Source organism: Pseudomonas sp. 8BK, assembly GCF_902506475.1.
GTDB lineage: Bacteria > Pseudomonadota > Gammaproteobacteria > Pseudomonadales > Pseudomonadaceae > Aquipseudomonas > Aquipseudomonas anguilliseptica.
Genome location: NZ_LR733252.1, coordinates 2320677 through 2343573 on the forward strand (window position 1 = coordinate 2320677; position 22897 = coordinate 2343573).

A 22897-nucleotide genomic window follows, 5' to 3' on the forward strand; every position below is an offset into this window, starting at 1 on the left:
CCTCCCACAGGTTCATATGCTCTACGCCACAGCTGTCTCTAACGCATCCTGTCTAATCGGCCGCCAACGGCGCAGCAGCATATACAGAGTCGGGATCACAAAAAGAGTGAAGAAGGTGCCGACCAGCAGGCCACCGACAATCACCATACCAATCTGCTGACGGCTTTCCGCCCCAGCCCCGGTGGCAATTGCCAGCGGTACCGAGCCCAGCACCATCGCCCCAGTGGTCATCAGAATCGGCCGCAGGCGCTGCACCGACGCCTCGATCACCGCACCACGCAGTTCATGGTCCTGACGCAGCAACACGTTGGCGAACTCGACGATGAGGATGCCGTGCTTGGTAATCAGGCCGATCAGCGTCACCAGGCCGATCTGCGAATAGATGTTCAAGGTGCCACCGAATAACGTCAGGGCCAGCAAGGCGCCAGCCATCGACAGCGGCACGCTGAACAGGATGATCAACGGATCGGTAAAGCTTTCGAACTGCGCCGCCAGCACCAGGAAGATAAACGCCAGGGCCAGGGCAAAGATCAACGCAATGCCAGCGCTGGACTCCTTGAAGTCCCGCGAGGTGCCGGTGTAGTCGTACTGGGTCTCGGCCGGGAACACCGTACGCGCAGTATTTTCCAGATGCGTCAGAACTTCGCCCAGGGTGTAACCGGAGCCCACGTTGGCACTTACCGTCACCGCGCGCAGCTGGTTGAAGTGGTTGAGCTCGCGCGGCGCCACGGTTTCGCGCACCTCAATCAGGTTGGACAGCTGCACCATGCTCTCATCGCGGCCGCGCACATACACGCGGTCAAGATCCTGCGGGTTGCTGCGGTCCACACCCTGCAACTGCACCAGCACGTCGTACTGCTCGCCGTTCTGCTTGAAGCGCGTCACCTGACGGCTGCCGAACAGGCTTTCCAGGCTGCGGCCAATCGTTGCCACGTCAGTACCCACCGCCACCGCCTGCTCGCGATTGACCGCTACCTTGAGCTGCGGCGCGTTGAGCTTGAGATCGCTGTCCAGGCTTTCCAGACCCGGATAATCGCGTAGCGAGTTAAGCAATTCATCGACATAACCCTGCAGCTCGCTGTACTCCATCGACGAGCGAATCACGAAGTTCACCGGCTGGTTACGCGCGCTTTGCCCAAGCGGCGGCCGGTTGACCGGGAAGGCCCGCACCCCGGCGATATCCTGCAGCTTGGGCAGTAACTCGTTGCGAATCTCGAACTGGCTGCGCGAACGGTCGGCCCAATCTTCCAGCTTCATAAAGGAAATGCCCTGGGCCACCGTAGGGAAGCCGGCGATGACCATATAGCGATTGGTTTCCGCAATGCTGGCGTAGGCATTCTCGATCTGACGCGCATAACGCCCGGTGTAATTGATGGTGGCACCGTCCGGGCCATTGAACACACCGATAATGGTGCCGGTGTCCTCGGTGGGCGCCAGCTCGGACTTAAGCCCGGAGAACAACAGCATGCAGGCCGCCACGGTGAGCAACAGCACGCCCACCACCAGCACCCAGGCACTCAGCGCCTTGGCCAGCAGGTGCTTGTAGCTGTAGGTCAGACCGTTGAGAAAATCCTCGATCAGGTTGTACACCCGGTTATGTCGCTCGCCGGCCTGATGCGGCATGAGCAACAGTGCGCACATCATCGGCGTCAGGGTCAGGGCGACAAAACCCGACACCAGCACCGCGCCTGCCAGGGTCCAGGCAAACTCGGTAAACAGCTTGCCCGTGGTGCCCTGCATAAAGCCGATGGGGGCAAATACCGCGGCCAGGGTCAGGGTCATGGCGATCACCGCAAAGGCAATTTCGCGACTGCCCTTGAGCGCCGCCTGCAGTGGCTGCATGCCCACCTCGATATGCCGGTGGATGTTCTCCAGCATCACGATGGCATCGTCCACCACCAGACCGATGGCCAGCACCATGGCCAGCAGCGTCAGGGTGTTGATGGTGAAACCCATCAGGCTCATCAGGGCAAATGCGCCGATCAGCGACACCGGAATGGTCACCAGCGGAATGAGGGTAGCGCGTAGCGAACGCAGGAAGATAAAGATGATCAGGATGACCAGCCCCACTGCTTCCCAGATGGTGATAAACACGTTGTCGATCGACTCGCGGATAAACAGCGAGTTGTCGTTGGCCACGGCCATCTGCATGCCTTCGGGCAGCAATTCGCGCACATCCGGCAAGGCTTTTGCCAGGCCATCGGAAATGTCCAGCGGATTGGCGGTGGCCTGCTTGATCATGCCCATCGACACGGCCGGCTGGCCCTTGTAACGGACGATACTGCGCTCGTCCGCAGCGCCGATTTCGGCATAACCGACATCCGCCAGGCGCAGCAGATAACCGCGCGAATCATCGAGGATCAGTTGGTTGAACTGCTCCGGGGTATTCATGTCGGTTTCCGAGAGCACGGTGAATTCACGCTGCTGCGATTCGATGCGCCCGGCGGGAATTTCGACGTTCTGCCGACGCAGGGCGTCTTCCACGTCCTGCACGGTAAGGTTGTGCGCGGCGAGCTTTTCCGGGTCCAGCCAGATGCGCATGGCGAAGGTGCGCGCGCCGCGAATCTGCACTTCAGAAACGCCGGGGATGGTCTGTAGGCGATCCTTGATCACCCGCTCCAGCACATCGGTGATCTCCATGGCGCTGTAGCGTTCGCTGTAGAAGGCCAACCAGATCACCGGCTGGGCATCGGCCTCGACCTTCTGCACGATGGGCTCGGCGATTTCATCTGGCAGCAGGCCGCGCACCCGGCCCAGGCGATCGCGTACATCGTTGGCGGCTTCATCGGAGTTGCTGCCCAGGCGGAACTGCGCAGTGATCTGGGTATTTTCCGAGCGGCTGATGGAGTTGACAAAATCCAGCCCGTCGATGCCCGACAGCACATCCTCGATCGGCTGGGCGACCTGCGATTCCATGATCTCCGGGCTGGCACCCGGGTAGGTGACATTGACCGTGACAATCGGCACATCGATATTCGGATACTCGCGCACGGCCAGTCGGTCATAGGCCATCAAACCGAGCAACACCACAATCAGCGACAGTACGGTGGCAAATACCGGCCGGCGGATGCAGATATCCGACAGGGTCATGGTGCTTGCTCCACCACCTTGGTGCGTACTGGCGCGCCGGCGCGAACCTTCTGCCAGCCAGCGCTGATCAGCGTTTCATCACCCTGCAGGCCTTCCAGCACCTCGACCTTACCAACCAGGCGCTTGCCCAGCTTGAGCTCGCGCACTTCGACCTTGCCTGCCACCACCAGGTTGACCAGCAACTTGTCGCCCACCGGCATGATGGCTTCTTCTGGAATGACCAGGGCATTCGGCCGCTCGGCGAGGATCACCGAAACCCGCACGAACTGCCCAGGGCTCAGGCGGCCATCGCTGTTGCTGATATGCGCGCGAATCGCCTGGCTGCGTCCGGCTTCATCCAGACGTGGGTTGATGGCGAAAATCTCACCGTTAAAGCGTTCGCCCGGGTAAGCATCCAGACTGACTTCAATAAGCTGCTTGAGGCGGATCTGGCTGACGGCTTTCTGCGGAATGCGGAAATCCACCTTGAGTGGATCAAGCACTTCCAGATTGACGATGTCCTGACCTTCGCTGAGGTAATCGCCGGGGCTGACGGCGCGTAAACCCAGCACGCCATCGTAGGGCGCAAGGATACGCGTCTTGTCCAGGCGTGCCTGGGAAAGCGCCAGGCTGGCTCGGGAGGCCTGCTGCTGAGCACTGGCTTCATCCAGCGCCTGAGCGTTACTGGCGCCGCGCTTGAACAGCATCTGCGCGCGTTGAAAGTTCTTTTCCGCGAGGTTCAGGTTGGCCTGCGCCTGTGCCAGTTCGGCGCGGGCAACTGCATCATCCAAGCTGACCAGCAGCGCACCGGCTTCAACCCGCTGGCCCTCACGAAAATGCAGTTGCGCCACTCGCCCGGCAATTTCCGGACGGATCATCACCGACTCGTCGGGGCGCAGCGAACCGAAAGTCACCAGTTCATCACGCACCAGGCTGCGCTCGGGTTTGACCTCCTCGACCAATGGTCCTTCATTGGCCTGCACCTGCCCACTGATGAGCGAACACAACAGAACAGCTGTACCGAACAGAGCAGGTGCACGGGCAAACATATACAACCCCTAGTTCTTTGTAGAGGCCGAGTCTAACGGCCGAGCCGCACAGATCAGCCGTTAAAAATGTTTCCCGATATTGGCTGTCCGGTTACTGGCGCATGCCCCGACCGCTAACCAGCAAGCGGATGCACACGGCATACAGCACAGCGGTGGCAACCAACATAAAGGCGATGGCCACACCGATGCGGATATCGGAAACACCGAGAATGCCATAACGGAAAGCGTTGACCATATGCAGCACCGGGTTGGCCAGCGACACCGTCTGCCAGAACTGCGGCAACAGGCTGATCGAATAGAACACCCCGCCCAGGTAGGTCAGGGGAGTCAGCACAAAGGTCGGGATGATCGAAATATCATCAAAATTGCGCGCATACACGGCGTTGATAAAGCCGCCAAGGGAGAAGATGGTCGCCGTCAGCAGCACCACCAGCACCGTCACACCGAGGTGATGAACCTGCAAGTGAGTGAAGAACAGCGACAGCAAGGTGACGATAAACCCCACCGCCAGACCGCGCAGCACGCCACCGATCACGTAACCGGTGAGGATGATATGCGGCGACACGGGCGAGACCATCAATTCCTCGATGGAGCGTTGGAACTTGCTGCCGAAGAAGCTCGACACCACGTTGCCGTAAGAGTTGGTGATCACCGACATCATGATCAGCCCCGGCACGATGTACTCCATATAGGTGAAGCCACCCATGTCGCCGATCTGGCTGCCGATCAGGTTGCCGAAGATCACGAAGTACAGAACCATGGTGATTGCCGGCGGCAGCAGGGTCTGTGGCCAGATGCGGGTAAAACGGCGGATTTCGCGGTAGACGATGGTGCGCAGCGCGACCATGTTGGCGGTGAATTCGGAATTCAGATAAGCCGTACTCATACTGCCACCTTCGCCAGATTCTTCTCGACCAGAGAGACGAACAGCTCCTCCAGACGGTTGGTTTTATTGCGCAAGCTGAGTACCTCGATGTTCTGCAAGGCCAGCTGACGGAACAACTCGGTAATGCCCTGGGCCTTGTCCACCTGCACTTCCAGGGTGTGCCCATCGAGCAACTGCGCCGGATAACCGATCAGCTGCGGCGCAACCAGCAGCGCCTCCTTGAGGTCGAGCAGAAAGGTTTCCACATGCAGCTTCTTCAGCAGGTCCTTCATGCTGGTGTTCTCGACAATCCGCCCGTGGTCGATGATGCCGATATTGCGGCACAGCTGTTCGGCTTCTTCCAGGTAGTGGGTGGTCAGGATAATGGTGATGCCCTGCTCGTTCAGCTCGCTGAGAAAGCCCCACATCGAGCGGCGCAGTTCGATATCAACCCCAGCAGTCGGCTCATCGAGAATCAACAAACGCGGCTGATGCACCAGCGCGCGGGCAATCATCAGGCGGCGTTTCATCCCGCCGGACAGTTCACGCGACGGCACATTGTGCTTGCCCCACAGGCCAAGCTGGTTGAGGTACTGCTCGGCGCGTTCCTTGGCGATTTTTGCCGGGATACCGTAATAGCCAGCCTGGGTTACGACGATGTCGAAGGCCTTCTCGAACTGATTGAAGTTGAACTCCTGCGGCACCACACCCAGGCAGCGCTTGAGTGCAGAAGGCTGCTGGTCCAGGTCGTGACCGAACACATTGACCGTGCCACTGCTTTTGGTCACCAGGGTGGAAAGAATGCCGATGGTGGTGGATTTGCCAGCACCGTTGGGGCCGAGCAAGGCGAAGAAATCACCTTCAGCCACGTCCAGATCTATGCCGTGCAGCGCCTGGAAGCCGTTGCCATAAGTCTTGGTCAACTGGCGAATGGACAGAGCGGTACTCATAAAAATGCGCACACCTGATCAGATAAAAGAAATTCGAGAGGGCTGCGCTTACGCGCGAAGTGGCCCAAGTCTAGCGCCTGGAACCTCTCCACCACAGCATCTTTGCGCAAAACTGCCGCCCCCCGCGGCTGGGCAGCAGCCTACCAGCGCCAAGTGCAGATTAAACCCGGCAGTTGCCGATGGTGCTTATCAACCCTGTCGATAAATCATCCAGGCACGGCCTCGGCGGCGAAGTCACCACTGATCGACAGCGCGTCATCGGCAAACAGATGTGGGTAGCAGGCGGCCAGATGACCGAAGAACAGCTGCTCCGGCACATCGGCAAACTGGCCGTGGTCGTGCAGGTACTCCATATAACGCTCGCCCTGCTGGTTGAACGGGTGGAATACGCTGTCACTCAGGCCATCGAACTCCAGCGGCGCCACCTTGAATACCCGACACAGCGCCAAATTGAACGCCGGCGTAGCCTTGACCCAACGGTCGTCGAGAAACAACTCGGTGTAGCCATGCATGGCGAACACTTCACTGCGGAGCATTTCCAGCAGCCGTGGAGTGGCCAGGTGATTACGCACATCGGCCAGACCGATGCGCGCCGGGATACCGCAATGGCGGGCGCAGGCGGCGAGCAAAGTGGCTTTGGGCACGCAGTAACTTTCCCCCGCCTGCAATGCGTGACTGGCTTTCAAGGTGTCAGCGTCGCGGCTAAATACATAGGGGTTGTAGCGAATTTCATCACGTACCGCGTAGTACAGGCTAACGGCCTGTTCGCGCGGATCGCGACTGGCGCCGCGAAACTTTTCTGCGAACTCCACCAGCGCGGGGTGGTCACTATCGATGAAGCGGCCGGGCTCGAGGTATTCACGCATCAGGGTTTCTCATGATTGCAAACAATGACTGAGAAACCAGTCTAACCACGCGAGTCCGGCCAATGTAACGACGATTCGGCCAAGCTCACCGCTCTTGTCGCCATCAATGACGACTACGCTCGTGATGGTGCGTAAATAGCGCATTGTCATCATGGAGGATTCTGCATGCTCGCTCTCTGGTTACTCGCCCTGCTGCTTGGCACGGCCTTTCTCGCTCACCGCCGCACCGCGCCCCTGCTCGCAATGGGCATCGTGGCCGGTTTTCTGATTCTGATGGGCACCTTCAGCCACGCCCCCGCCTGGTTGATGGGTATTTTCTGGCTGTTGCTGCTGGCCGTGGCCTTGCCACTGCTGTTGCCCGAGCAACGCCGCAGCCTGTTCACTGCGCCGCTGTTTGCCTGGTTCAAGCGCGTACTGCCGCCGATGTCGGCCACCGAACGCGACGCCATTGAAGCCGGCACGGTGTGGTGGGATGGCGAACTGTTTAGCGGCCGGCCGGACTGGGACACCCTGCTCGCTTACCCCAAGGCGCAACTCACCGAGGAAGAACAAGCGTTTATCGACGGCCCGACCGAAGCGCTGTGCGCCATGGTCAGTGACTGGCAGATCGGCCAGCAGATGGACTTACCCGCCGACGCCTGGGCACATATCAAAGAGCACGGCTTCTTCGCCCTGATCATCCCCAAGCAATACGGCGGCAAGGGCTTTTCCGCCTATGCCCACTCACAGGTAGCGATGAAGCTGGCCACCCGCTCCGGCGACCTAGCCTCTACCGTAATGGTGCCCAACTCCCTGGGCCCGGCCGAACTGCTGCTGCACTATGGCACCGAGGCGCAACGTGATCACTACCTGCCACGTCTGGCCCGCGGTGAAGACATCCCCTGCTTCGCCCTCACCGGCCCCCTGGCCGGCTCCGACGCCGGCGCCATGCCGGATACCGGGATCATCTGCAAAGGCCAGTGGCAAGGTGAGGAAGTCATCGGTCTGCGCCTGAACTGGGAAAAGCGCTATATCACCCTCGGCCCGGTCGCGACCCTGCTCGGTCTGGCCTTCAAGGCTTACGATCCCGAGCATCTGCTGGGTGAAGAGGAAGACCTTGGTATCAGCCTGGCCCTGGTGCCCACCGACACACCCGGCGTCGAAATCGGTCGCCGTCACCTGCCACTTGGCGCCGCCTTTATGAACGGCCCGAACGCCGGCAAGGATGTGTTCATCCCGCTGGATTACCTGATCGGCGGCCAGGAGATGCTCGGCAAGGGCTGGATGATGCTGATGAACTGCCTGTCCGTGGGCCGCTCCATCTCCCTGCCGGCAGTCGGCACCGGCGCGGCCAAGTTCACCAGCCTGACCACCGGCCAGTACAGCCAGGTGCGTGAGCAGTTCAATGTGCCGCTTTCAGCCTTCGAAGGCATTCAGGAAGCCCTCGCGCGCATTGGCGGTAACGCCTGGCTGATGGACAGCGCACGTATCCTCACGGCCAATGCGGTGGACCTGGGCGAGAAGCCCTCGGTGCTCTCGGCCATTCTCAAGTACCACCTGACCGAACGCGGCCGCGAATGCATCAGCCACGCCATGGACGTACACGGTGGCAAAGGCATCGTCATGGGCCCGAACAACTACCTGGCCCGCTCATGGCAAGGTGCGCCGATCTTTATCACCGTGGAAGGGGCCAATATCCTCTCGCGCAACCTGATGATCTTTGGTCAGGGCGCGATTCGCTGCCACCCCTACGTACTCAAGGAAATGGCCCTGGCCAGCCGCGAGGATCAGGATCAGGCACTGCAGGAGTTCGATGCACTGCTGCTGCAGCATATCGGCTTTGCCGTCAGCAACGCCGCCAGCAGCCTGCTGCTCAGCCTCGGCTTTGGCGTTTTCAGCCAGGTACCTGGCGATCGCATCAGCCGCCCTTATTTCCGCGCACTCAACCGCTTGGCCGCGTCCTTTGCCCTACTCGCTGATACCAGCATGATGTTGCTCGGCGGCGAACTGAAACGCCGCGAACGCCTATCGGCGCGCCTGGGTGATGTACTCAGCCACCTGTACCTGGCTTCGGCGGCGCTCAAGCGCTACCACGACCTCGGTTACCCCGAGCATTCACAGCCTATGCTGCGCTGGGCTGTGGAGGAAAGCCTGGGCAAAGCCGAACAGGCGCTGGAAGAACTGCTCAGCAACTTCCCCAGCAAACTGCTCGGTTGCGCCCTGCGCCTGCTGGTACTGCCGCTGGGCCGCCGTCATAAAGGCCCAAGCGACGAACTGGACGCCGAAGTGGCTAGCATTATCGGCCGTAACAGCGGCGACCCCGCACTGGAGGAACTGCTCGAAGGCTGCTACCGCCCACAAGCTGAACAGGACCCCGTGGGGGCTCTGCAATATGCGATGAACCTGCTGCAAGACGTACAGGGCCTGCAGAAGAAACTGCACAAGGCCGTCAAGGCCGGCCAGGTACAGGAACTGCCAGGCCAAAGCCTGATCGATGCCGCGCTGACTGCTGGCGTGCTCAGCGCCGATGAAGCGCACAGCCTGCAACAGGCCGAAGCCGCACGCCGGGTGGTGATTGATGTCGACGATTTCGCCAAGGAGGAACTGACCTTGGGCTCCGGCAAGGTCCGTTAAACCGACGGGACAGCGGGCGACGTGAGCCTTATACTGGCGCGCCCGTTTTACCTACAGGATTGCCCCATGGCCAACACCCACATCGACCATCACCTCACTCTGCTGCAGCACCTGCGCACCATCCTGGTCGCCCTGGGCGAAGCCGAGCAGATTCTCGATGACAGCCACGCCATGTACCTGGAGCGCTACGACGAGCTGCTCAGCGACCTGCCGAGCGACCCGGAAGCCAGCCTCTACCTGGGCCAGGACCTGATCAGCCAGATATTCCAACGCTACCCGCAGATCGCCCACCTGGTACCGCGTGACCTGCTGTGGTTCTTCGGCGGTGATTGCCTGCACTTCATGCCGGACGAAGAGATCGAGATGTACCAGACCCTCGAAGAACGCCGCTTCTACGCCGAAGAAAATGACGAGCCCTTCGACTGGAATCAGGAAAAGCAGCTGCTGAGCATGCCCGCTCAAGGCGGCACACACTAAGCCACAGCCCAAAATAGAAAAGCCCGCACGGCATAACCGGCGGGCTTTTTTGTAGGCACTAAAATTTGTAGGCACTAAAAACAGCAGAAACGAAAACGCCGCTCAGTGAGCGGCGTTTTCTATGCTTTCTATCGAAAGAAAATGGAGCGGGAAACGAGACTCGAACTCGCGACCCCGACCTTGGCAAGGTCGTGCTCTACCAACTGAGCTATTCCCGCATACAACTTGGTACAACAAAAAATGGCGTCCCCTAGGGGACTCGAACCCCTGTTACCGCCGTGAAAGGGCGGTGTCCTAGGCCACTAGACGAAGGGGACCTTGGAACTTTTCGGCTACCTGCCTGAGCAGATCACCTTAATTTGGAGCGGGAAACGAGACTCGAACTCGCGACCCCGACCTTGGCAAGGTCGTGCTCTACCAACTGAGCTATTCCCGCATACAACTTGGTTTTTAGCAGCACACTTCATAAAGAAGTGGCGTCCCCTAGGGGACTCGAACCCCTGTTACCGCCGTGAAAGGGCGGTGTCCTAGGCCACTAGACGAAGGGGACGCAGCCCGGAAACTACAACTTCTATCCGGCTTCTACACGTTTTGCCGTGAGGCATTGCGCTACGAAGTGGCGCGCATTCTATGGAGCCTTGAAAGGCCCGTCAACCTCTGTGTAAAAATTTTTATAAATCAACGACTTCAGCTGTGAATGTGAGGCAGCTCTATCAGCCTCCCGGCTAAGGCACTACACTCGGACGAAAACTGGTGATCGAGAGGCTCCACCCATGTCCCCACTCGTGATTACCATATTGATTGTTTCTGGCATCGTCGTGTTGATCGCCATTGCCTACATCAATCATATGGTCGAGAACAACAAACTGGAGAAGGCGCGCATCAAGGCTGACCTCAATGATCGCCTGCGCCGCTGCACGGACCTCGCCGAAGCCCTCCCCGGTCAGCTGATGACCCCGGCACTGAAGCTGATGCTCAGTCGCCTGCAATTGCACTTCAGTGAACGCATGCTGCCTTTGGAAAAGGGCAATAACGCCCTCAAGGCGCGTATTGAAGAACTGCGCAAACTGATCGCCCAGGGCGAATCGATTGCCGTAAGCAATCCGCCGCAACCCATCCTCAATGAAGCCAAAGCCAAGGAAGTGCGTTTTCAGCTGGAAAACCTTCATGGCCAACTGACCCGCTGCGCCAAAGACGGGATCATCCCGGCCAACGAGGCCAAGCAATGGCTCAAAGAAGTGCGCCATATGCTGACCCAGGTGCACATCGAATTTTTCGGTAACCTCGGCCAGCAGGCCTTGCAGCAGAACCAACCAGGCCAGGCACGCCTGGCGTTCGAGCGCGGTGTGCAATACCTGCGCAAACAACCCGACCCCACCCCTTACCAGAACGCCCTGAAGAAATTCGAAGAGCAGCTAGCACGCGCCAACGCCATGGTTCTTGAAAGCAGCAAGCCCGCCCCCGACCAACCCAGCGAACTGGACGCAGGCCTTGAATCTCTCGGCGATGACGAGTGGAAGAAGAAGAACATCTACGACTAACCCTGCCAGCGCGTAACTTGCGCGCTATCGCCCTGCCTATGAGTGCCGTGCATGAGCCTGACTGTTTATGGTGCCCCGCTGTCGCCCTTTGTCCGTAAAGTTCGCCTGTTTCTGGCTGAAAAGAACATGGACTATCAGCTGGAAATCATCCTGCCGTTCGGCCAGCCGACCTGGTATCGCGAGCTGAACCCGCTAGGGCGTATTCCGGCCCTGCGGGATGGCGATTTTACCCTCGCCGACTCCAGTGTGATCTGCCAATACCTAGACGACAAACACCCCGAGCGCCCCTCCCTGCTTGGACAGAGTGCCGAACAACGCGCGCGGGTACGTTGGCTGGAGAAGTATGCCGACTATGAACTGGCTCCGCTGTGCACCTTCAGTGTATTTCGCAACCGCGCACTGAAGCCCAGCATGGGCCAGAGCTGCGACGAAGCCGCAGTGCAGAAAGCCCTGCACGAAAAACTGCCGACGCATTTCGACTACCTGGAGCAGACCCTCGGCTCAGTCGACTATCTGGTCGGCGATAGCCTGACCCTGGCCGACCTGGCTCTGGCTTGCCAGCTGATCAATATGCAACATGGCGGCGAGCAACTGGATGCACAGCGCTGGCCCAACCTGAGTGCGCACTATGCGCGAATCACCGCGCGGGACTCGGTGCAGACCGTGTTGCCCGGCGAGCTGAAGATGCTCGCCAAGATGGCCGCCAAAGCCTGAGTAATCGCTGCCCCAATAAAAAGCCCGGCAATTGCCGGGCTTTTTACCTTGCGTTGATGAGCGGCTCAGCAATCCGTCAGCTCGACAAACACCTCAACCAGCCGCTCGATACCGGCCTGATCCGCTGCGCTAAACCGCGCCAGCGACGGACTGTCGAGATCCAGCACACCGAGCAAGCGGCCGTCCTTGAACAGCGGCACCACCAACTCGCTATTGGATGCACTGTCGCAAGCGATATGCCCGGCAAAGGCATGCACATCATCGACTCGCAGGGTCTGCCCAGTCGCCGCAGCGGCGCCGCAGACACCGCGACCGAACGGAATTCGCACGCAGGCCACTTTACCCTGGAAAGGCCCGAGCACCAGTTCCTCGCCACGGGCCAGATAGAACCCCGCCCAGTTCAGGTCGCTCAGCTCCTGAAACAGAAACGCCGAAAACTGCGCTGCATTGGCAATAAAGTCGCGCTCCCCGGCCAACAGCGCCTGAAGTTGCGCCACCAGCAGTGGATAGCCGTCGAGCCCCTGCCCGCTTTGTTGTAGATCAATCATCGTGCTTGCTCAGTAGTTGCAGCCCCACCCAGTCGCGGGCGAATTGATAGGCACAGCGCCCATTACGATTGCCACGCCCCAAGGCCCAGCGTATGGCAGCCTTTTCCAGTTCGTCGTGCCACTGCCAGGCCAAACCGGCCTGCGCGGCATGCACCCCGACCCAGTGGCGGACCACGTCGAGGAAATGCTCCTGAGTGAAGGGGTAGAACGACAGCCACAGGCCAAAGCGGTCGGACAGCGCAATCTTATCTTCCACCGCCTCGTTGGGATGCAGTTCACCATCGACTCGCTGCCAGTTTTCGTTGTCGCTCTGCTTCTCCGGCAGCAGATGGCGGCGGTTGGAGGTGGCATACAGCAGCACATTGTCCGGTGCGCGCTCCAGGGAGCCATCGAGCACGGTTTTCAGCATGCGGTAATCGCCCTCGCCGGCCTCGAACGACAGGTCATCGCAGAACAGCACGAAACGCTGCGGTAGCTCGCTCAGCTGCTCGACAATTCGCGGCAGATCGGCCAGATGATCACGCTCGATCTCAACCAGGCGCAGCCCCGCTGCCGCATGCTCGGCCAATAGCGCCCGCACCAGCGATGACTTACCCGTGCCGCGCGCGCCCCAGAGCAACGCGTGGTTGGCCGGCAGGCCCTGAATAAACTGCTGGGTATTGCGCGCCAACTGGGCACGCTGACGATCTACCCCGATCAGATCATCCAGACTCACATCCAGACTGACCTGCAGCGGCGCGAGAAAACCGCTGCGGCCCTCGCGCTGCCAACGTGCCGCCAGGCTCTGCTGCCAGTCGATAACCGGACGCTGTACCGGCAATAAGGGCTCTAAGCGGGCCAGTACAGCCTCAGCGCGCAACAAAAAATCACTTAAACGCGAATCCACAACACACTCCAGGGTTTTCGAGCCGTTCTGCCACTGCCGCCCGGCAAAACAGATGGGCTATGCTTGGCAAGCGACTCAACACGAGAACAACCGGCCCATATGGATATAGCGCTAACCCAACGCCTGTCATTCAAACAGGCCGGCCTGACCGTATTGGTAGCCTTTATCCTCGGCACGGCGCTCAGCTTGATACAAGTGGGCATCGATTATGCCAGCGAAGATGCCTCCATCAACCGCGAGATCAACGCGCTGATGGAAATCAGCCACAACCCGGCTGCACGCATCGCCTACAACATCGACGCCGAACTGGCCCAGGAACTGGTGCTGGGGCTGCTGCGTTCTCCAGCGGTGATCAGCGCACAGATCATCGACAACAACCAGCTGACGCTGGCCAGCGTCAGCCGCCCGGCCATGGAAAGCCGTTACAGAGTCATTAGCGATTTTATGTTCGGCAAGCGCCGGCACTTCGAAACCGCACTGTTCGTCAGTCACTCGCCCAATGAAGCCCTCGGCAAACTGAGCCTGGAAGTCGACACCTACGCCTTTGGTAGCCACTTCCTCAACCGCTCGCTACTGACCCTGCTGACCGGCTTCGCCCGCAGCCTGCTGTTGTCGCTGATCCTGCTGGTGCTGTTCTATTTCATGCTGACCAAACCGCTGACCGGCTTTATCCGCGCCCTCAGCGAGCGAGACCTGCGCAGCCCCAACAACGCCCAGCTGCCCTACCCGCCCAACCATGAACGCGACGAGATCGGCGTACTGGTCGATGTGACCAACCGCCAGCTGAGCAGCATCGCCAGCGAGATCGAACAGCGCCAGCAAGCCGAAGCCCGGCTGACCCGCTACCTGGCTGAACTGGAAGACATGGTCTCGGCTCGCACCGAGCAGTTGGAGGCCGCCAACAGCCGCCTGCTCGACTCCAACCGCGAGCTGGAACAAGCCAAACGCACGGCCCTGGATATGGCCCAGGCGCGCTCGGCCTTCCTCGCCAATATGAGCCACGAGATTCGCACCCCGCTCAACGGTCTGCTGGGCATGCTCGCGCTGTCGCTGGACGGGCCGCTGAATAACGAACAGCGGCAACAGCTGTCGATTGCCCACGACTCCGGCAAGGTGCTGGTCGAGCTGCTCAACGACATTCTCGACCTGTCGAAATTTGAAGCCGGGCAGCTGGAACTGGAACAGATCCCCTTCGATCTTGGCAGCATGGTCGAAGACACCGCCAATCTGCTGTCACAAAACGCCGCGCCGGGCGTTGAGCTGACCTGCCTGATCGACCCACTGCTACCCAACCAATTGCTCGGCGACCCAACGCGGGTCAGGCAGATCGTCAGCAATCTGCTGTCCAATGCCTTGAAGTTCACCCGCTTTGGTCGCGTCGATATCAGCGTCAGCGCCCAGGTCAGTGGCGTCAGGATCATTGTCCGCGACACCGGCATCGGTATTGCTGAAGACGCCCAGGCGCGGATTTTCCATCCATTTGCCCAGGCCGGAGTTGGCATCACCCGGCAATTTGGCGGCACCGGCCTGGGTCTGGCCCTGACGCGTCGCCTTTGCGAAGCCATGCACGGCCAGTTGAGCCTGGAAACACGGGAAGGCTTCGGCAGCACCTTCTGCGTCGACCTGCCGCTGCCTGGCCAGACCAGTACCAAGCAACTTCCCCTGTTACACGGGCGCGTTATCGGACTCAGCCCGGCCAGCTCGGGGCTAAGCGAACAGCTGGCAAGCCTGCTGCCGAGCTGGGGCCTGCAGTATCAGCACCTGGACGCCGATGCCGCGCTGGGCACGCTTGATGCAGACCTGCTGATCAGCGATTGCCCGCAGCGCCTGAATGAGCTGCGCACACTCTGCAACCTGCCGATCCTGTTGGTCAGCGCCTACGGCAACTTTCTCAGCAGCGAGCAGGTGGAAAAACTCTCCCCCATCGAACAACTGGCCCGACCGCTGTCACGCCAGGCGCTGCTGCAGGCCCTGCGCCACACCCTCGGCCAGGATGAGGCGCACGCCGCCGAACAGCACAGCGAGCCGCAGCGCAACCGCCAGGCTCGCGTACTGCTGGTGGAAGACAACCCGGTCAATCAGCTGGTAGCCAAGGGCATGCTGGGCAAACTCGGCTGCGAGGTGCTGCTGGCCAATCATGGCGGCGAAGCCCTGACCCTGCTGGAAACCCAGGCGGTCGATCTGATTCTGATGGACTGCAATATGCCGGTCATGGATGGCTATGAAACCACCCGGCGGATTCGCCAGAAAGCAGAGTTCGCCGAGCTGCCGATCGTCGCCCTGACGGCCAACGCACTATCCGATGAGCGCGAGCGCTGCCGCGCTGCGGGAATGGACGACTACCTGGCCAAGCCCTTCCGCAAGGATGAGCTGGCGGCCCTGCTCGATCAGTGGTTAAGCGCCATAAACTGATCAAGCAGCACGCCCACCTGGCTGCGCAACACGGCAACCTGATCAAGATCAATCCCGCGCTCACACAACAACTGGCTTTTCAGCGGCAGCACCTGTTCACGCAAGGCTCCGCCGGCTGGAGTCAGCGCCAGATGCACCTCACGCTCGTCACTGGCCGACCGCTTACGCTGCAACAAGCCTTGCAGCTCAAGGCGTTTGAGCAGCGGCGTCAGCGTGCCGGAATCCAGTAACAGGCGCTCGCCCAATGCCTTGACCGTCGGCAACGCCGGCGGTTGCTGCTGCCACTCCCACAGCACCAGCATGGCCAGATACTGCGGATAGGTCAGGCCGAGCTGATCGAGCATCGGTTTGTAGGCGCGGATCACCGCCCGTGAAGCGGCGTAGAGTTTGAAGCACAGCTGGTTGTCCAGCTGTAGCCCCTCGTCCACGTGCAGGCTGGCCTGGATCATTTCAGCAGTGCTTCGATCTCTGCAGTCAGGTCTTCAGGCTTGGTGGTCGGGGCAAAGCGCTTGATCACCGTGCCGTCGGCACTCAGCAGAAACTTGGTGAAGTTCCACTTGATACCCTGGCTACCGAGCAGGCCCGGCGCGCTCTTCTTCAGGTTGACGAACAGCGGGTGAGCATCGCTGCCGTTCACATCAACCTTCTTGAACAGCGGGAAGCTCACACCGAAGTTCATCTCGCAGAATTCGCTGATCGCCCCCTCATCGCCCGGCTCCTGCTTGCCAAACTGGTTGCAGGGGAAGCCCAGCACCACCAGACCTTGATCTTTGTACTGTTGCCAGACGTTTTCCAAGCCTTTGTACTGCGGAGTGAAACCGCACTTGCTGGCGGTGTTGACCACCAATACGGCCTTCCCACCGAAATCGGCCAGGGTCTTCTGCTCGCCCTTGATGGTGGTAACCGGAATATCGAAGAGTGCGTTGCTCATGCTGGTCATCCTGATAGGTAAGAGTGGATGCAAGGTAGCGAGCAATTAAATTGCATGCAATTTAATTGTTGCAAAATAAGGCCCGCTGATAGCGGCCCTGTGCAATGGCATTAAGCCTTAGGCACCAACTTGAGCGATGCCGAGTTGATGCAATAACGCAGCCCCGTCGGCGCTGGCCCGTCGGGGAACACATGCCCAAGATGAGCATCACACTTGGCGCATTTGACTTCGATGCGGTGCATACCGTGATTGAAGTCATCCAGGCTACTGATAGCTTCGCTGCTGACCGGCTGGAAGTAACTCGGCCAACCGCTGCCGGAGTCGTACTTGGCATCCGAGTCGAACAACTCAGCCTGGCAGCAGGCGCAGCGGTATATACCCGGTTCCTTGCTGTCGTGATACTGCCCGGTAAAAGCGCGTTCAGTGCCGCCCAGGCGGCAAACATGAAACTGCTCGTCGGAAAGCTCTTCGCGCCAGGCTTCCAGGGGTTTTTCCAGCTTGTCCATGGTCAGAATCCTCAATAAAAACGCCAAAAGCGATATTCAATATCGCGTGACAACGACCCAAATGGAGCCACGACGACGCACAGGTGGCGGCCATGGATGGCACAGCACAAAAACGCCAGGAGCGTTTTTGCGCGCAGCCCCGAAGGGGTGAAGCACATGGATGTGCTGAGCACAAAAAAGCCCAACCAGTACCTTTGCCAAGGTCGGGCTGCCACGTATCATTCGCCCCCAGTCTGTCACCGGCGTTACAACCTGCCAAGGCGCGTCATATCGCGACTGCTTACAGGGTAATTCAGCGACGTTTCTCCATTCGGGATCACTTACATGCAGTTCAGCAAATCGAACAAGCTCGCCAACGTCTGCTACGACATCCGCGGGCCGGTGCTCAAGCACGCCAAGCGCCTGGAAGAGGAAGGTCACCGCATCCTCAAGCTGAACATCGGCAACCCGGCACCGTTTGGTTTCGAAGCGCCTGAAGAGATTCTCCAGGACGTGATCCGCAATCTGCCCACCGCCCAGGGTTACAGCGACTCCAAGGGCCTGTTCAGCGCACGCAAGGCGGTGATGCAGTACTACCAGCAGAAGCAGGTGGAAGGCGTTGGCATCGAGGATATCTACCTGGGCAACGGCGTGTCCGAGCTGATCGTGATGGCCATGCAGGCGCTGCTCAATAACGGTGACGAAGTGCTGATCCCGGCACCGGATTACCCACTGTGGACTGCAGCCGTGGCTTTGGCTGGTGGCAAGCCGGTGCATTACCTGTGCGACGAGCAGGCAGGCTGGTTCCCCGATATCGCCGACATGAAGGCCAAGATCACCCCGAACACCAAGGCGCTGGTGCTGATCAACCCGAACAACCCCACCGGTGCGGTGTATTCCAAAGAAGTGCTACTGGATATCGTCGAACTGGCCCGCCAGCACAACTTGGTGCTGTTCTCCGATGAGATCTACGACAAGATTCTCTACGACGAAGCCCAGCATATTTCTACAGCCTCGCTGGCACCGGACGTGCTCTGCCTGACCTTCAATGGCCTGTCGAAGTCCTACCGCGTGGCCGGTTTCCGCTCCGGCTGGGTAGCGATTTCCGGGCCCAAGCACCGCGCACAGAGCTATATCGAAGGCATCGACATCCTCGCCAACATGCGCCTGTGCGCCAACGTGCCGAGCCAGCATGCAATCCAGACCGCCCTCGGCGGCTACCAGAGCATCAATGATCTGGTGCTGCCGCAAGGCCGCCTGCTGGAGCAGCGCAATCGCACCTGGGAGTTGCTCAACGACATTCCCGGAGTCAGCTGCGTCAAGCCGATGGGCGCGCTCTATGCCTTCCCGAAGATCGACCCGAAAGTCTGCCCGATCCATAACGATGAGAAATTCGTCCTCGATCTGCTGCTCTCGGAAAAGCTGCTGATCGTCCAGGGCACCGCCTTCAACTGGCCGTGGCCGGATCATTTCCGCGTGGTCACCCTGCCGCGGGTGGATGAGCTGGAAATGGCCATCGGCCGCATCGGTAGCTTCCTCAAGACTTACCAACAGTAATCGGAGCAACCCATGAGCCAGGGCAAACGCTATCTGCTGACCGGAGCCAGTTCGGGCATCGGTGCTGCCCTGGCCCGTGAGTTGGCGGCCAAGGGTTACGACCTGGCGCTGGCCGCACGCCGCGAGGACAGCCTGCACCTGCTGGCCGCCGAGCTGCAGGCGCGCTTTCAGCGCAAGGTGGTGGTGTTGCCGCTGGATGTAACAGATTACGCGGCCTGTCAGGACGCCGTCGGCATGGCCGCCAATGCACTCGGCGGGCTCGACGGGATAATTGCCAATGCCGGCATTGGTCTCGCCGGTCAGGCCGGGACCGGACGCTTTGATCGCTACCCGCAAACGCTGGAAACCAACCTGCTAGGTGCCATCGCCTGCCTGGATGGGGCCACTCAGCTGTTCCTTGAACAGGGTCACGGCCACCTGGTAGCCATCGCCTCGGTGGCCGGCAAGCGCGGCCTACCCGCTTCTGCGGGTTATTCGGCCAGCAAAGCCGGACTGATCAGCTACATGGAGTCCCTGGAGCTGGAACTGTACCGCACCGCCCTAGATACCACCCTGATCCTGCCGGGCTACATCGACACACCGATCAATCAGGGCACCGGCCCGCGTCCTTTTCTGATCGACGTTGAACGCGGCGCCGCACTTATCGCCCGCCATATTGAAAAACGCAGTAGCAGCGCTTACGTCCCCGGCTGGCCCTGGGCATTGATTGGCCGCCTGCTGCCCTGGTTACCCACCACACTGATTGCCAGAGCGCTCTAAGCATGGACCTGCAGATCGACGACTTCTACAAGGATGCCGCCGCCGGCATGCTGACCCTGTACCAGGCGTTCCCCAGCAAAGTCGCGCTGTATGTCGAAGACCTGATCGGCCGCGAAGAGCCGGACGAGTTCGGCCTGCCCACGCCACGCCATCAAAGCTGCCTGGGCGCCCTGCTGTGGCTGGCCGAGGAAGGTTACATCCGCTTCGACTCGACCATCGGTTACGACGCCCTTGATCAAGCCGTACTTAGCGAAAAAGGCTTTCTGCGCCTGACTCGCGGCATACCCCACGCCCTGCGCGAGGGCGATGCCTTGCCGCCCAGCGTGCGCCGCGTACACGCGACCCTGGCCTTTCAGCTGCGCGAAGCACTGGGCCAGCGCCATGGCGAACGCGTCGCCCGCCTCACCCGCCTGCTGTTCGAATCCAGCCTGAACAGCGCAAACGACATAGTTTGAAATAGTCGCCAGGTTGAAGTGCCTGGGGGTGCGCCCTTATATAGCCGTCATAACCAATAGTGGCCATTGAAAACCAGGCGAAGCAGCCAACACAGGGTTTTCAGCGGCCTGATAGATCTTTCCCGTGAGGAGTCTCAATACACCATGATGCGCATTATGCTGTTCCTGGCCACCAACATTGCGGTGTTAATCATCGCCAGCATCACCCTGAAGCTGCTTGGGCTCGACCGCTTCACCGGCCAGAACTATGGCAGCCTGCTGGTTTACTGCGCCCTGGTTGGCTTCATCGGCTCCTTCATCTCGCTGTTCATGTCTAAATGGATGGCGAAGATGAGCACCAAAACCGAAATCATCACCCAGCCACGTACCCGTCATGAACAGTGGCTGCTGCAGACCGTGGAAGAGCTGTCCCGCGAAGCCGGGATCAAGATGCCGGAAGTGGGTATCTTCCCGGCCTATGAGTCCAACGCCTTCGCCACCGGCTGGAACAAGAACGATGCTCTGGTAGCTGTCAGCCAGGGCCTGCTGGAACGTTTCTCGCCTGATGAAGTGCGCGCCGTACTGGCCCACGAAATCGGCCACGTGGCCAACGGTGACATGGTCACCCTGGCACTGATCCAAGGCGTCGTGAACACCTTTGTGATGTTCTTCGCACGGATCTTCGGCAACTTCGTCGATAAAGTGATTCTGAAGAATGAAGACGGCCATGGTATTGGCTACATCGTGGCGACTGTCTTCGCTGAAATGGTACTCGGCATCCTGGCCAGCATCATCGTTATGTGGTTCTCGCGTAAGCGCGAATTCAAGGCTGACGAAGCCGGTGCACGCCTGGCCGGCACTGGTGCAATGATCGCCGCCCTGCAACGCCTGCGCGCTGAACAGGAAGTGCCGGTCACCATGCCTAACAGCCTCACCGCCTTTGGCATCAACGGTGGCCTCAAAGGTGGCCTGGCTGGCCTGCTGATGACCCACCCACCACTGGAAGTGCGCATCGAAGCCCTGCGCCAGCGCGGCTAAGTTCAGCAGCAACGCAAAAGGCGGCCCACGGGCCGCCTTTTTCTTTTCAGTGCTTCAGGCTTTACGCAAGCGATAGACCCGCTCATCCAGGCGTTCAAGGCCGCGCTTGAGAAACTTCCAGTTGTCACCCAGCACATCACCGCACGCCAGCTCCTCGAGCTGCCAATCGGGCGTAAACAGCCGCTGCACCTCATCATCCGCAACGGCGAAGGGCGGGCCGTCCATCCGCGCCTGCTCATAGTCCAGGCTCACCAGTACCCCCTGACAGCCGCTGGGTAGAAGTTGCGTCAAATGGCCCACATAACGCGCGCGCATTTCTGGCGGCAATGCAATCAGTGCCGCACGGTCATACAGCGCGGCGCAGCCGGCAAGCTGCTGCGCCGTCAGGGCAAAGAAATCACCGCAATAGATCTCCACAGTGCCAGCCCGATACAACCTGAACGCACCGGCTTCATTGACCTCCGGCTGCAGCTCGTGCTCGGCGAAGAAGTCCTCCACTGCACGCTGCGCCAGTTCAACACCGACGACTTGATAGCCCTGCCCCGCCAACCAGGCCAGATCCAGGCTCTTGCCACACAGCGGCACCAGCACCCGCGCACCAATCGGCAAACCCAGCGCCGGCCAGTACTGCTGCAGATAGGGATTGACCTCAGGCAGATGAAAGCCGATCTCACTGCGCGCCCAACGCGCCTGCCAGAATTCTGCGTGCATATCGCCTCCAGTAGATAATCAGCCAAAGATCCTGCCGTAACACAGCCAATAAGGCCAAGGAATTCAGTCCGTATAAACCCATCTATTAAAACGATAAAAACACCCAGACTTTTGCGCTTATATGCACAGATTGGCTGATGGAAAATGCAAGCAATCCATCAGGAGTCTGTCATGTCATTACCCAGCCTGTTTATCTCCCACGGCTCCCCCATGCTGGCCTTGCAACCCGGCACCAGCGGTCCAGCCCTCGCCCGCTTAGCCAGCCAACTGCCCAAGCCACGCGCGATTGTGGTGGTTTCGGCGCACTGGGAAAGCCGCGAGTTGCAGGTAGGCAGTGCGGCACAACCGCAAACCTGGCATGACTTCCATGGCTTTCCGGCCGAACTCTATCGGGTGCAATACCCAGCACCGGGGGAGCCGCAGCTGGCAGCAGAGATCGCCAGCCTGCTAACGCAAGCCGGCCTGCCGACGCAGCTCGCCCCTGAAAGGCCGTTTGATCATGGCGCCTGGGTACCCCTGACACTGATGTACCCACAGGCCGACATTCCTGTGGTGCAAGTTTCCCTGCCCAGCCAGCAGGGGCCAGCCTTGCAACGCCAGGTCGGCTTGGCCCTCGTCAGCCTGCGCACGCAGGGCGTGCTGCTGATCGGCTCCGGTAGCATCACCCACAACCTGGGCGAACTGGACTGGCAAGCCGGACCGGAACAGATCAAACCCTGGGCGCAAGCCTTCCGCGACTGGGTGGTGAACACGCTGACCGAGCCGAACAACGCCGCCCTCGACGATTACCGCCGGCAGGCCCCTTACGCCGAACGCAACCACCCCAGCGACGAACACCTGCTGCCACTGTTCTTTGCCGCAGGCGCTGGCGGGCAGTTCAGGGTCGAGCACAGCGGTTTCACGCTTGGCGCGCTAGGCATGGATATCTACAGCTTCACGTAAGCCATACGCCCAACACGTAACAGCAATAAAAAGCCCCGCACTAGGCGGGG

The 22897-nt window shown here is 60.0% G+C and carries 21 protein-coding genes and 4 tRNA genes; 10 read left to right on the forward strand and 15 right to left on the reverse strand.

Annotated features, from left to right (window positions below; genetic code table 11):
• Window positions 1–21 precede the first annotated feature (21 nt).
• The 5 genes from ACIN8IBEIGE_RS10700 to ACIN8IBEIGE_RS10720 all read right to left on the reverse strand — a co-directional run bounded on the left by ACIN8IBEIGE_RS10700 (window position 22) and on the right by ACIN8IBEIGE_RS10720 (window position 6799).
• Window positions 22–3090 carry an efflux RND transporter permease subunit gene (locus tag ACIN8IBEIGE_RS10700; protein ID WP_160014601.1) on the reverse strand — a complete coding sequence of 1023 codons (3069 nt, stop codon included), beginning with the start codon at window positions 3088–3090 and terminating at the stop codon, window positions 22–24.
• A complete protein-coding gene (locus ACIN8IBEIGE_RS10705) occupies window positions 3087–4118 on the reverse strand; it encodes an efflux RND transporter periplasmic adaptor subunit (protein WP_160014602.1) in 1032 nt (343 codons plus the stop codon). The genes ACIN8IBEIGE_RS10700 and ACIN8IBEIGE_RS10705 overlap by 4 nt, the downstream gene beginning before the upstream one ends.
• A 91-nt stretch (window positions 4119–4209) precedes the next feature.
• Window positions 4210–4989: an ABC transporter permease gene (locus tag ACIN8IBEIGE_RS10710; protein ID WP_090387851.1), complete on the reverse strand. Its 780-nt coding sequence runs from the start codon at window positions 4987–4989 to the stop codon at window positions 4210–4212.
• An 11-nt stretch (window positions 4990–5000) separates the two neighbouring features.
• Window positions 5001–5933 (reverse strand): ABC transporter ATP-binding protein, encoded by a 933-nt coding sequence (locus ACIN8IBEIGE_RS10715; protein ID WP_160014603.1) that lies wholly within the window; start codon window positions 5931–5933, stop codon window positions 5001–5003.
• 206 nt (window positions 5934–6139) lie between these two features.
• Window positions 6140–6799 carry a transglutaminase family protein gene (locus tag ACIN8IBEIGE_RS10720; protein ID WP_160014604.1) on the reverse strand — a complete coding sequence of 220 codons (660 nt, stop codon included), beginning with the start codon at window positions 6797–6799 and terminating at the stop codon, window positions 6140–6142.
• A 165-nt stretch (window positions 6800–6964) separates the two neighbouring features.
• On the opposite strand from ACIN8IBEIGE_RS10720, the gene ACIN8IBEIGE_RS10725 reads away from it, so the two are divergent.
• Complete coding sequence (locus ACIN8IBEIGE_RS10725; protein ID WP_160014605.1) at window positions 6965–9412, forward strand: acyl-CoA dehydrogenase; 2448 nt, start codon at window positions 6965–6967, stop codon at window positions 9410–9412.
• A gap of 66 nt (window positions 9413–9478) precedes the next feature.
• Window positions 9479–9889 (forward strand): PA2817 family protein, encoded by a 411-nt coding sequence (locus ACIN8IBEIGE_RS10730; protein WP_160014606.1) that lies wholly within the window; start codon window positions 9479–9481, stop codon window positions 9887–9889.
• A 142-nt stretch (window positions 9890–10031) separates the two neighbouring features.
• On the opposite strand, the gene ACIN8IBEIGE_RS10735 is transcribed toward ACIN8IBEIGE_RS10730, so the two are convergent.
• The 4 genes from ACIN8IBEIGE_RS10735 to ACIN8IBEIGE_RS10750 form a co-directional block, all read right to left on the reverse strand.
• Window positions 10032–10107 (reverse strand) — tRNA-Gly (locus tag ACIN8IBEIGE_RS10735).
• A gap of 23 nt (window positions 10108–10130) precedes the next feature.
• A tRNA-Glu gene (locus tag ACIN8IBEIGE_RS10740) sits at window positions 10131–10206 on the reverse strand.
• A gap of 43 nt (window positions 10207–10249) precedes the next feature.
• Window positions 10250–10325, reverse strand: a tRNA-Gly gene (locus ACIN8IBEIGE_RS10745).
• A gap of 38 nt (window positions 10326–10363) precedes the next feature.
• A tRNA-Glu gene (locus ACIN8IBEIGE_RS10750) sits at window positions 10364–10439 on the reverse strand.
• Between the two features lie 223 nt (window positions 10440–10662).
• On the opposite strand from ACIN8IBEIGE_RS10750, the gene ACIN8IBEIGE_RS10755 reads away from it, so the two are divergent.
• Together ACIN8IBEIGE_RS10755 and ACIN8IBEIGE_RS10760 are read left to right on the forward strand one after the other, a co-directional pair.
• Complete coding sequence (locus tag ACIN8IBEIGE_RS10755) at window positions 10663–11430, forward strand: hypothetical protein (RefSeq protein ID WP_160014607.1); 768 nt, start codon at window positions 10663–10665, stop codon at window positions 11428–11430.
• Between the two features lie 51 nt (window positions 11431–11481).
• On the forward strand, window positions 11482–12144 hold the full coding sequence (locus ACIN8IBEIGE_RS10760) for a glutathione S-transferase family protein (RefSeq protein ID WP_160014608.1): 663 nt from the start codon (window positions 11482–11484) through the stop codon (window positions 12142–12144).
• 65 nt (window positions 12145–12209) lie between these two features.
• Here the strand turns inward: ACIN8IBEIGE_RS10760 and ACIN8IBEIGE_RS10765 are convergent, their stop codons facing one another.
• Both ACIN8IBEIGE_RS10765 and ACIN8IBEIGE_RS10770 read right to left on the reverse strand, forming a co-directional pair.
• Entirely contained in the window at window positions 12210–12692 is a 483-nt protein-coding gene (locus ACIN8IBEIGE_RS10765) for a GAF domain-containing protein (protein WP_160014609.1), read from the reverse strand.
• Window positions 12685–13578: an ATP-binding protein gene (locus ACIN8IBEIGE_RS10770; RefSeq protein WP_160014610.1), complete on the reverse strand. Its 894-nt coding sequence runs from the start codon at window positions 13576–13578 to the stop codon at window positions 12685–12687. The genes ACIN8IBEIGE_RS10765 and ACIN8IBEIGE_RS10770 overlap by 8 nt, the downstream gene beginning before the upstream one ends.
• Window positions 13579–13677: 99 nt before the next feature.
• Between ACIN8IBEIGE_RS10770 and ACIN8IBEIGE_RS10775 the strand changes: the two genes are divergently transcribed.
• Complete coding sequence (locus ACIN8IBEIGE_RS10775; protein ID WP_160014611.1) at window positions 13678–15990, forward strand: response regulator; 2313 nt, start codon at window positions 13678–13680, stop codon at window positions 15988–15990.
• Here the strand turns inward: ACIN8IBEIGE_RS10775 and ACIN8IBEIGE_RS10780 are convergent.
• The 3 genes from ACIN8IBEIGE_RS10780 to msrB form a co-directional block, all read right to left on the reverse strand.
• Window positions 15966–16439, reverse strand: a complete 474-nt coding sequence (locus ACIN8IBEIGE_RS10780) for a MarR family winged helix-turn-helix transcriptional regulator (protein ID WP_160014612.1) — start codon at window positions 16437–16439, stop codon at window positions 15966–15968. The two genes, ACIN8IBEIGE_RS10775 and ACIN8IBEIGE_RS10780, sit on opposite strands and share 25 nt — an antisense overlap.
• Window positions 16436–16921, reverse strand: a complete 486-nt coding sequence (locus tag ACIN8IBEIGE_RS10785) for a glutathione peroxidase (protein ID WP_160014613.1) — start codon at window positions 16919–16921, stop codon at window positions 16436–16438. Before ACIN8IBEIGE_RS10785 ends, ACIN8IBEIGE_RS10780 begins: the two co-directional genes overlap by 4 nt.
• 110 nt (window positions 16922–17031) lie before the next feature.
• Window positions 17032–17427, reverse strand: a complete 396-nt coding sequence (msrB, locus tag ACIN8IBEIGE_RS10790; protein WP_090387167.1) for a peptide-methionine (R)-S-oxide reductase MsrB — start codon at window positions 17425–17427, stop codon at window positions 17032–17034.
• Between the two features lie 324 nt (window positions 17428–17751).
• Between msrB and ACIN8IBEIGE_RS10795 the strand changes: the two genes are divergently transcribed.
• The 4 genes from ACIN8IBEIGE_RS10795 to htpX all read left to right on the forward strand — a co-directional run bounded on the left by ACIN8IBEIGE_RS10795 (window position 17752) and on the right by htpX (window position 21194).
• Complete coding sequence (locus tag ACIN8IBEIGE_RS10795) at window positions 17752–18963, forward strand: pyridoxal phosphate-dependent aminotransferase (protein WP_160014614.1); 1212 nt, start codon at window positions 17752–17754, stop codon at window positions 18961–18963.
• Between the two features lie 12 nt (window positions 18964–18975).
• On the forward strand, window positions 18976–19722 hold the full coding sequence (locus ACIN8IBEIGE_RS10800; RefSeq protein ID WP_160014615.1) for an SDR family NAD(P)-dependent oxidoreductase: 747 nt from the start codon (window positions 18976–18978) through the stop codon (window positions 19720–19722).
• Window positions 19723–19724: 2 nt separating this feature from the next.
• Window positions 19725–20177 carry a hypothetical protein gene (locus ACIN8IBEIGE_RS10805; protein WP_160014616.1) on the forward strand — a complete coding sequence of 151 codons (453 nt, stop codon included), beginning with the start codon at window positions 19725–19727 and terminating at the stop codon, window positions 20175–20177.
• 144 nt (window positions 20178–20321) lie between these two features.
• Window positions 20322–21194, forward strand: a complete 873-nt coding sequence (gene htpX / locus ACIN8IBEIGE_RS10810) for a protease HtpX (protein ID WP_160014617.1) — start codon at window positions 20322–20324, stop codon at window positions 21192–21194.
• A gap of 54 nt (window positions 21195–21248) precedes the next feature.
• On the opposite strand, the gene ACIN8IBEIGE_RS10815 is transcribed toward htpX, so the two are convergent.
• Entirely contained in the window at window positions 21249–21905 is a 657-nt protein-coding gene (locus ACIN8IBEIGE_RS10815) for a thiopurine S-methyltransferase (RefSeq protein ID WP_160014618.1), read from the reverse strand.
• Between the two features lie 171 nt (window positions 21906–22076).
• On the opposite strand from ACIN8IBEIGE_RS10815, the gene ACIN8IBEIGE_RS10820 reads away from it, so the two are divergent.
• Complete coding sequence (locus ACIN8IBEIGE_RS10820) at window positions 22077–22847, forward strand: class III extradiol ring-cleavage dioxygenase (protein ID WP_160014619.1); 771 nt, start codon at window positions 22077–22079, stop codon at window positions 22845–22847.
• Window positions 22848–22897: the final 50 nt, after the last annotated feature.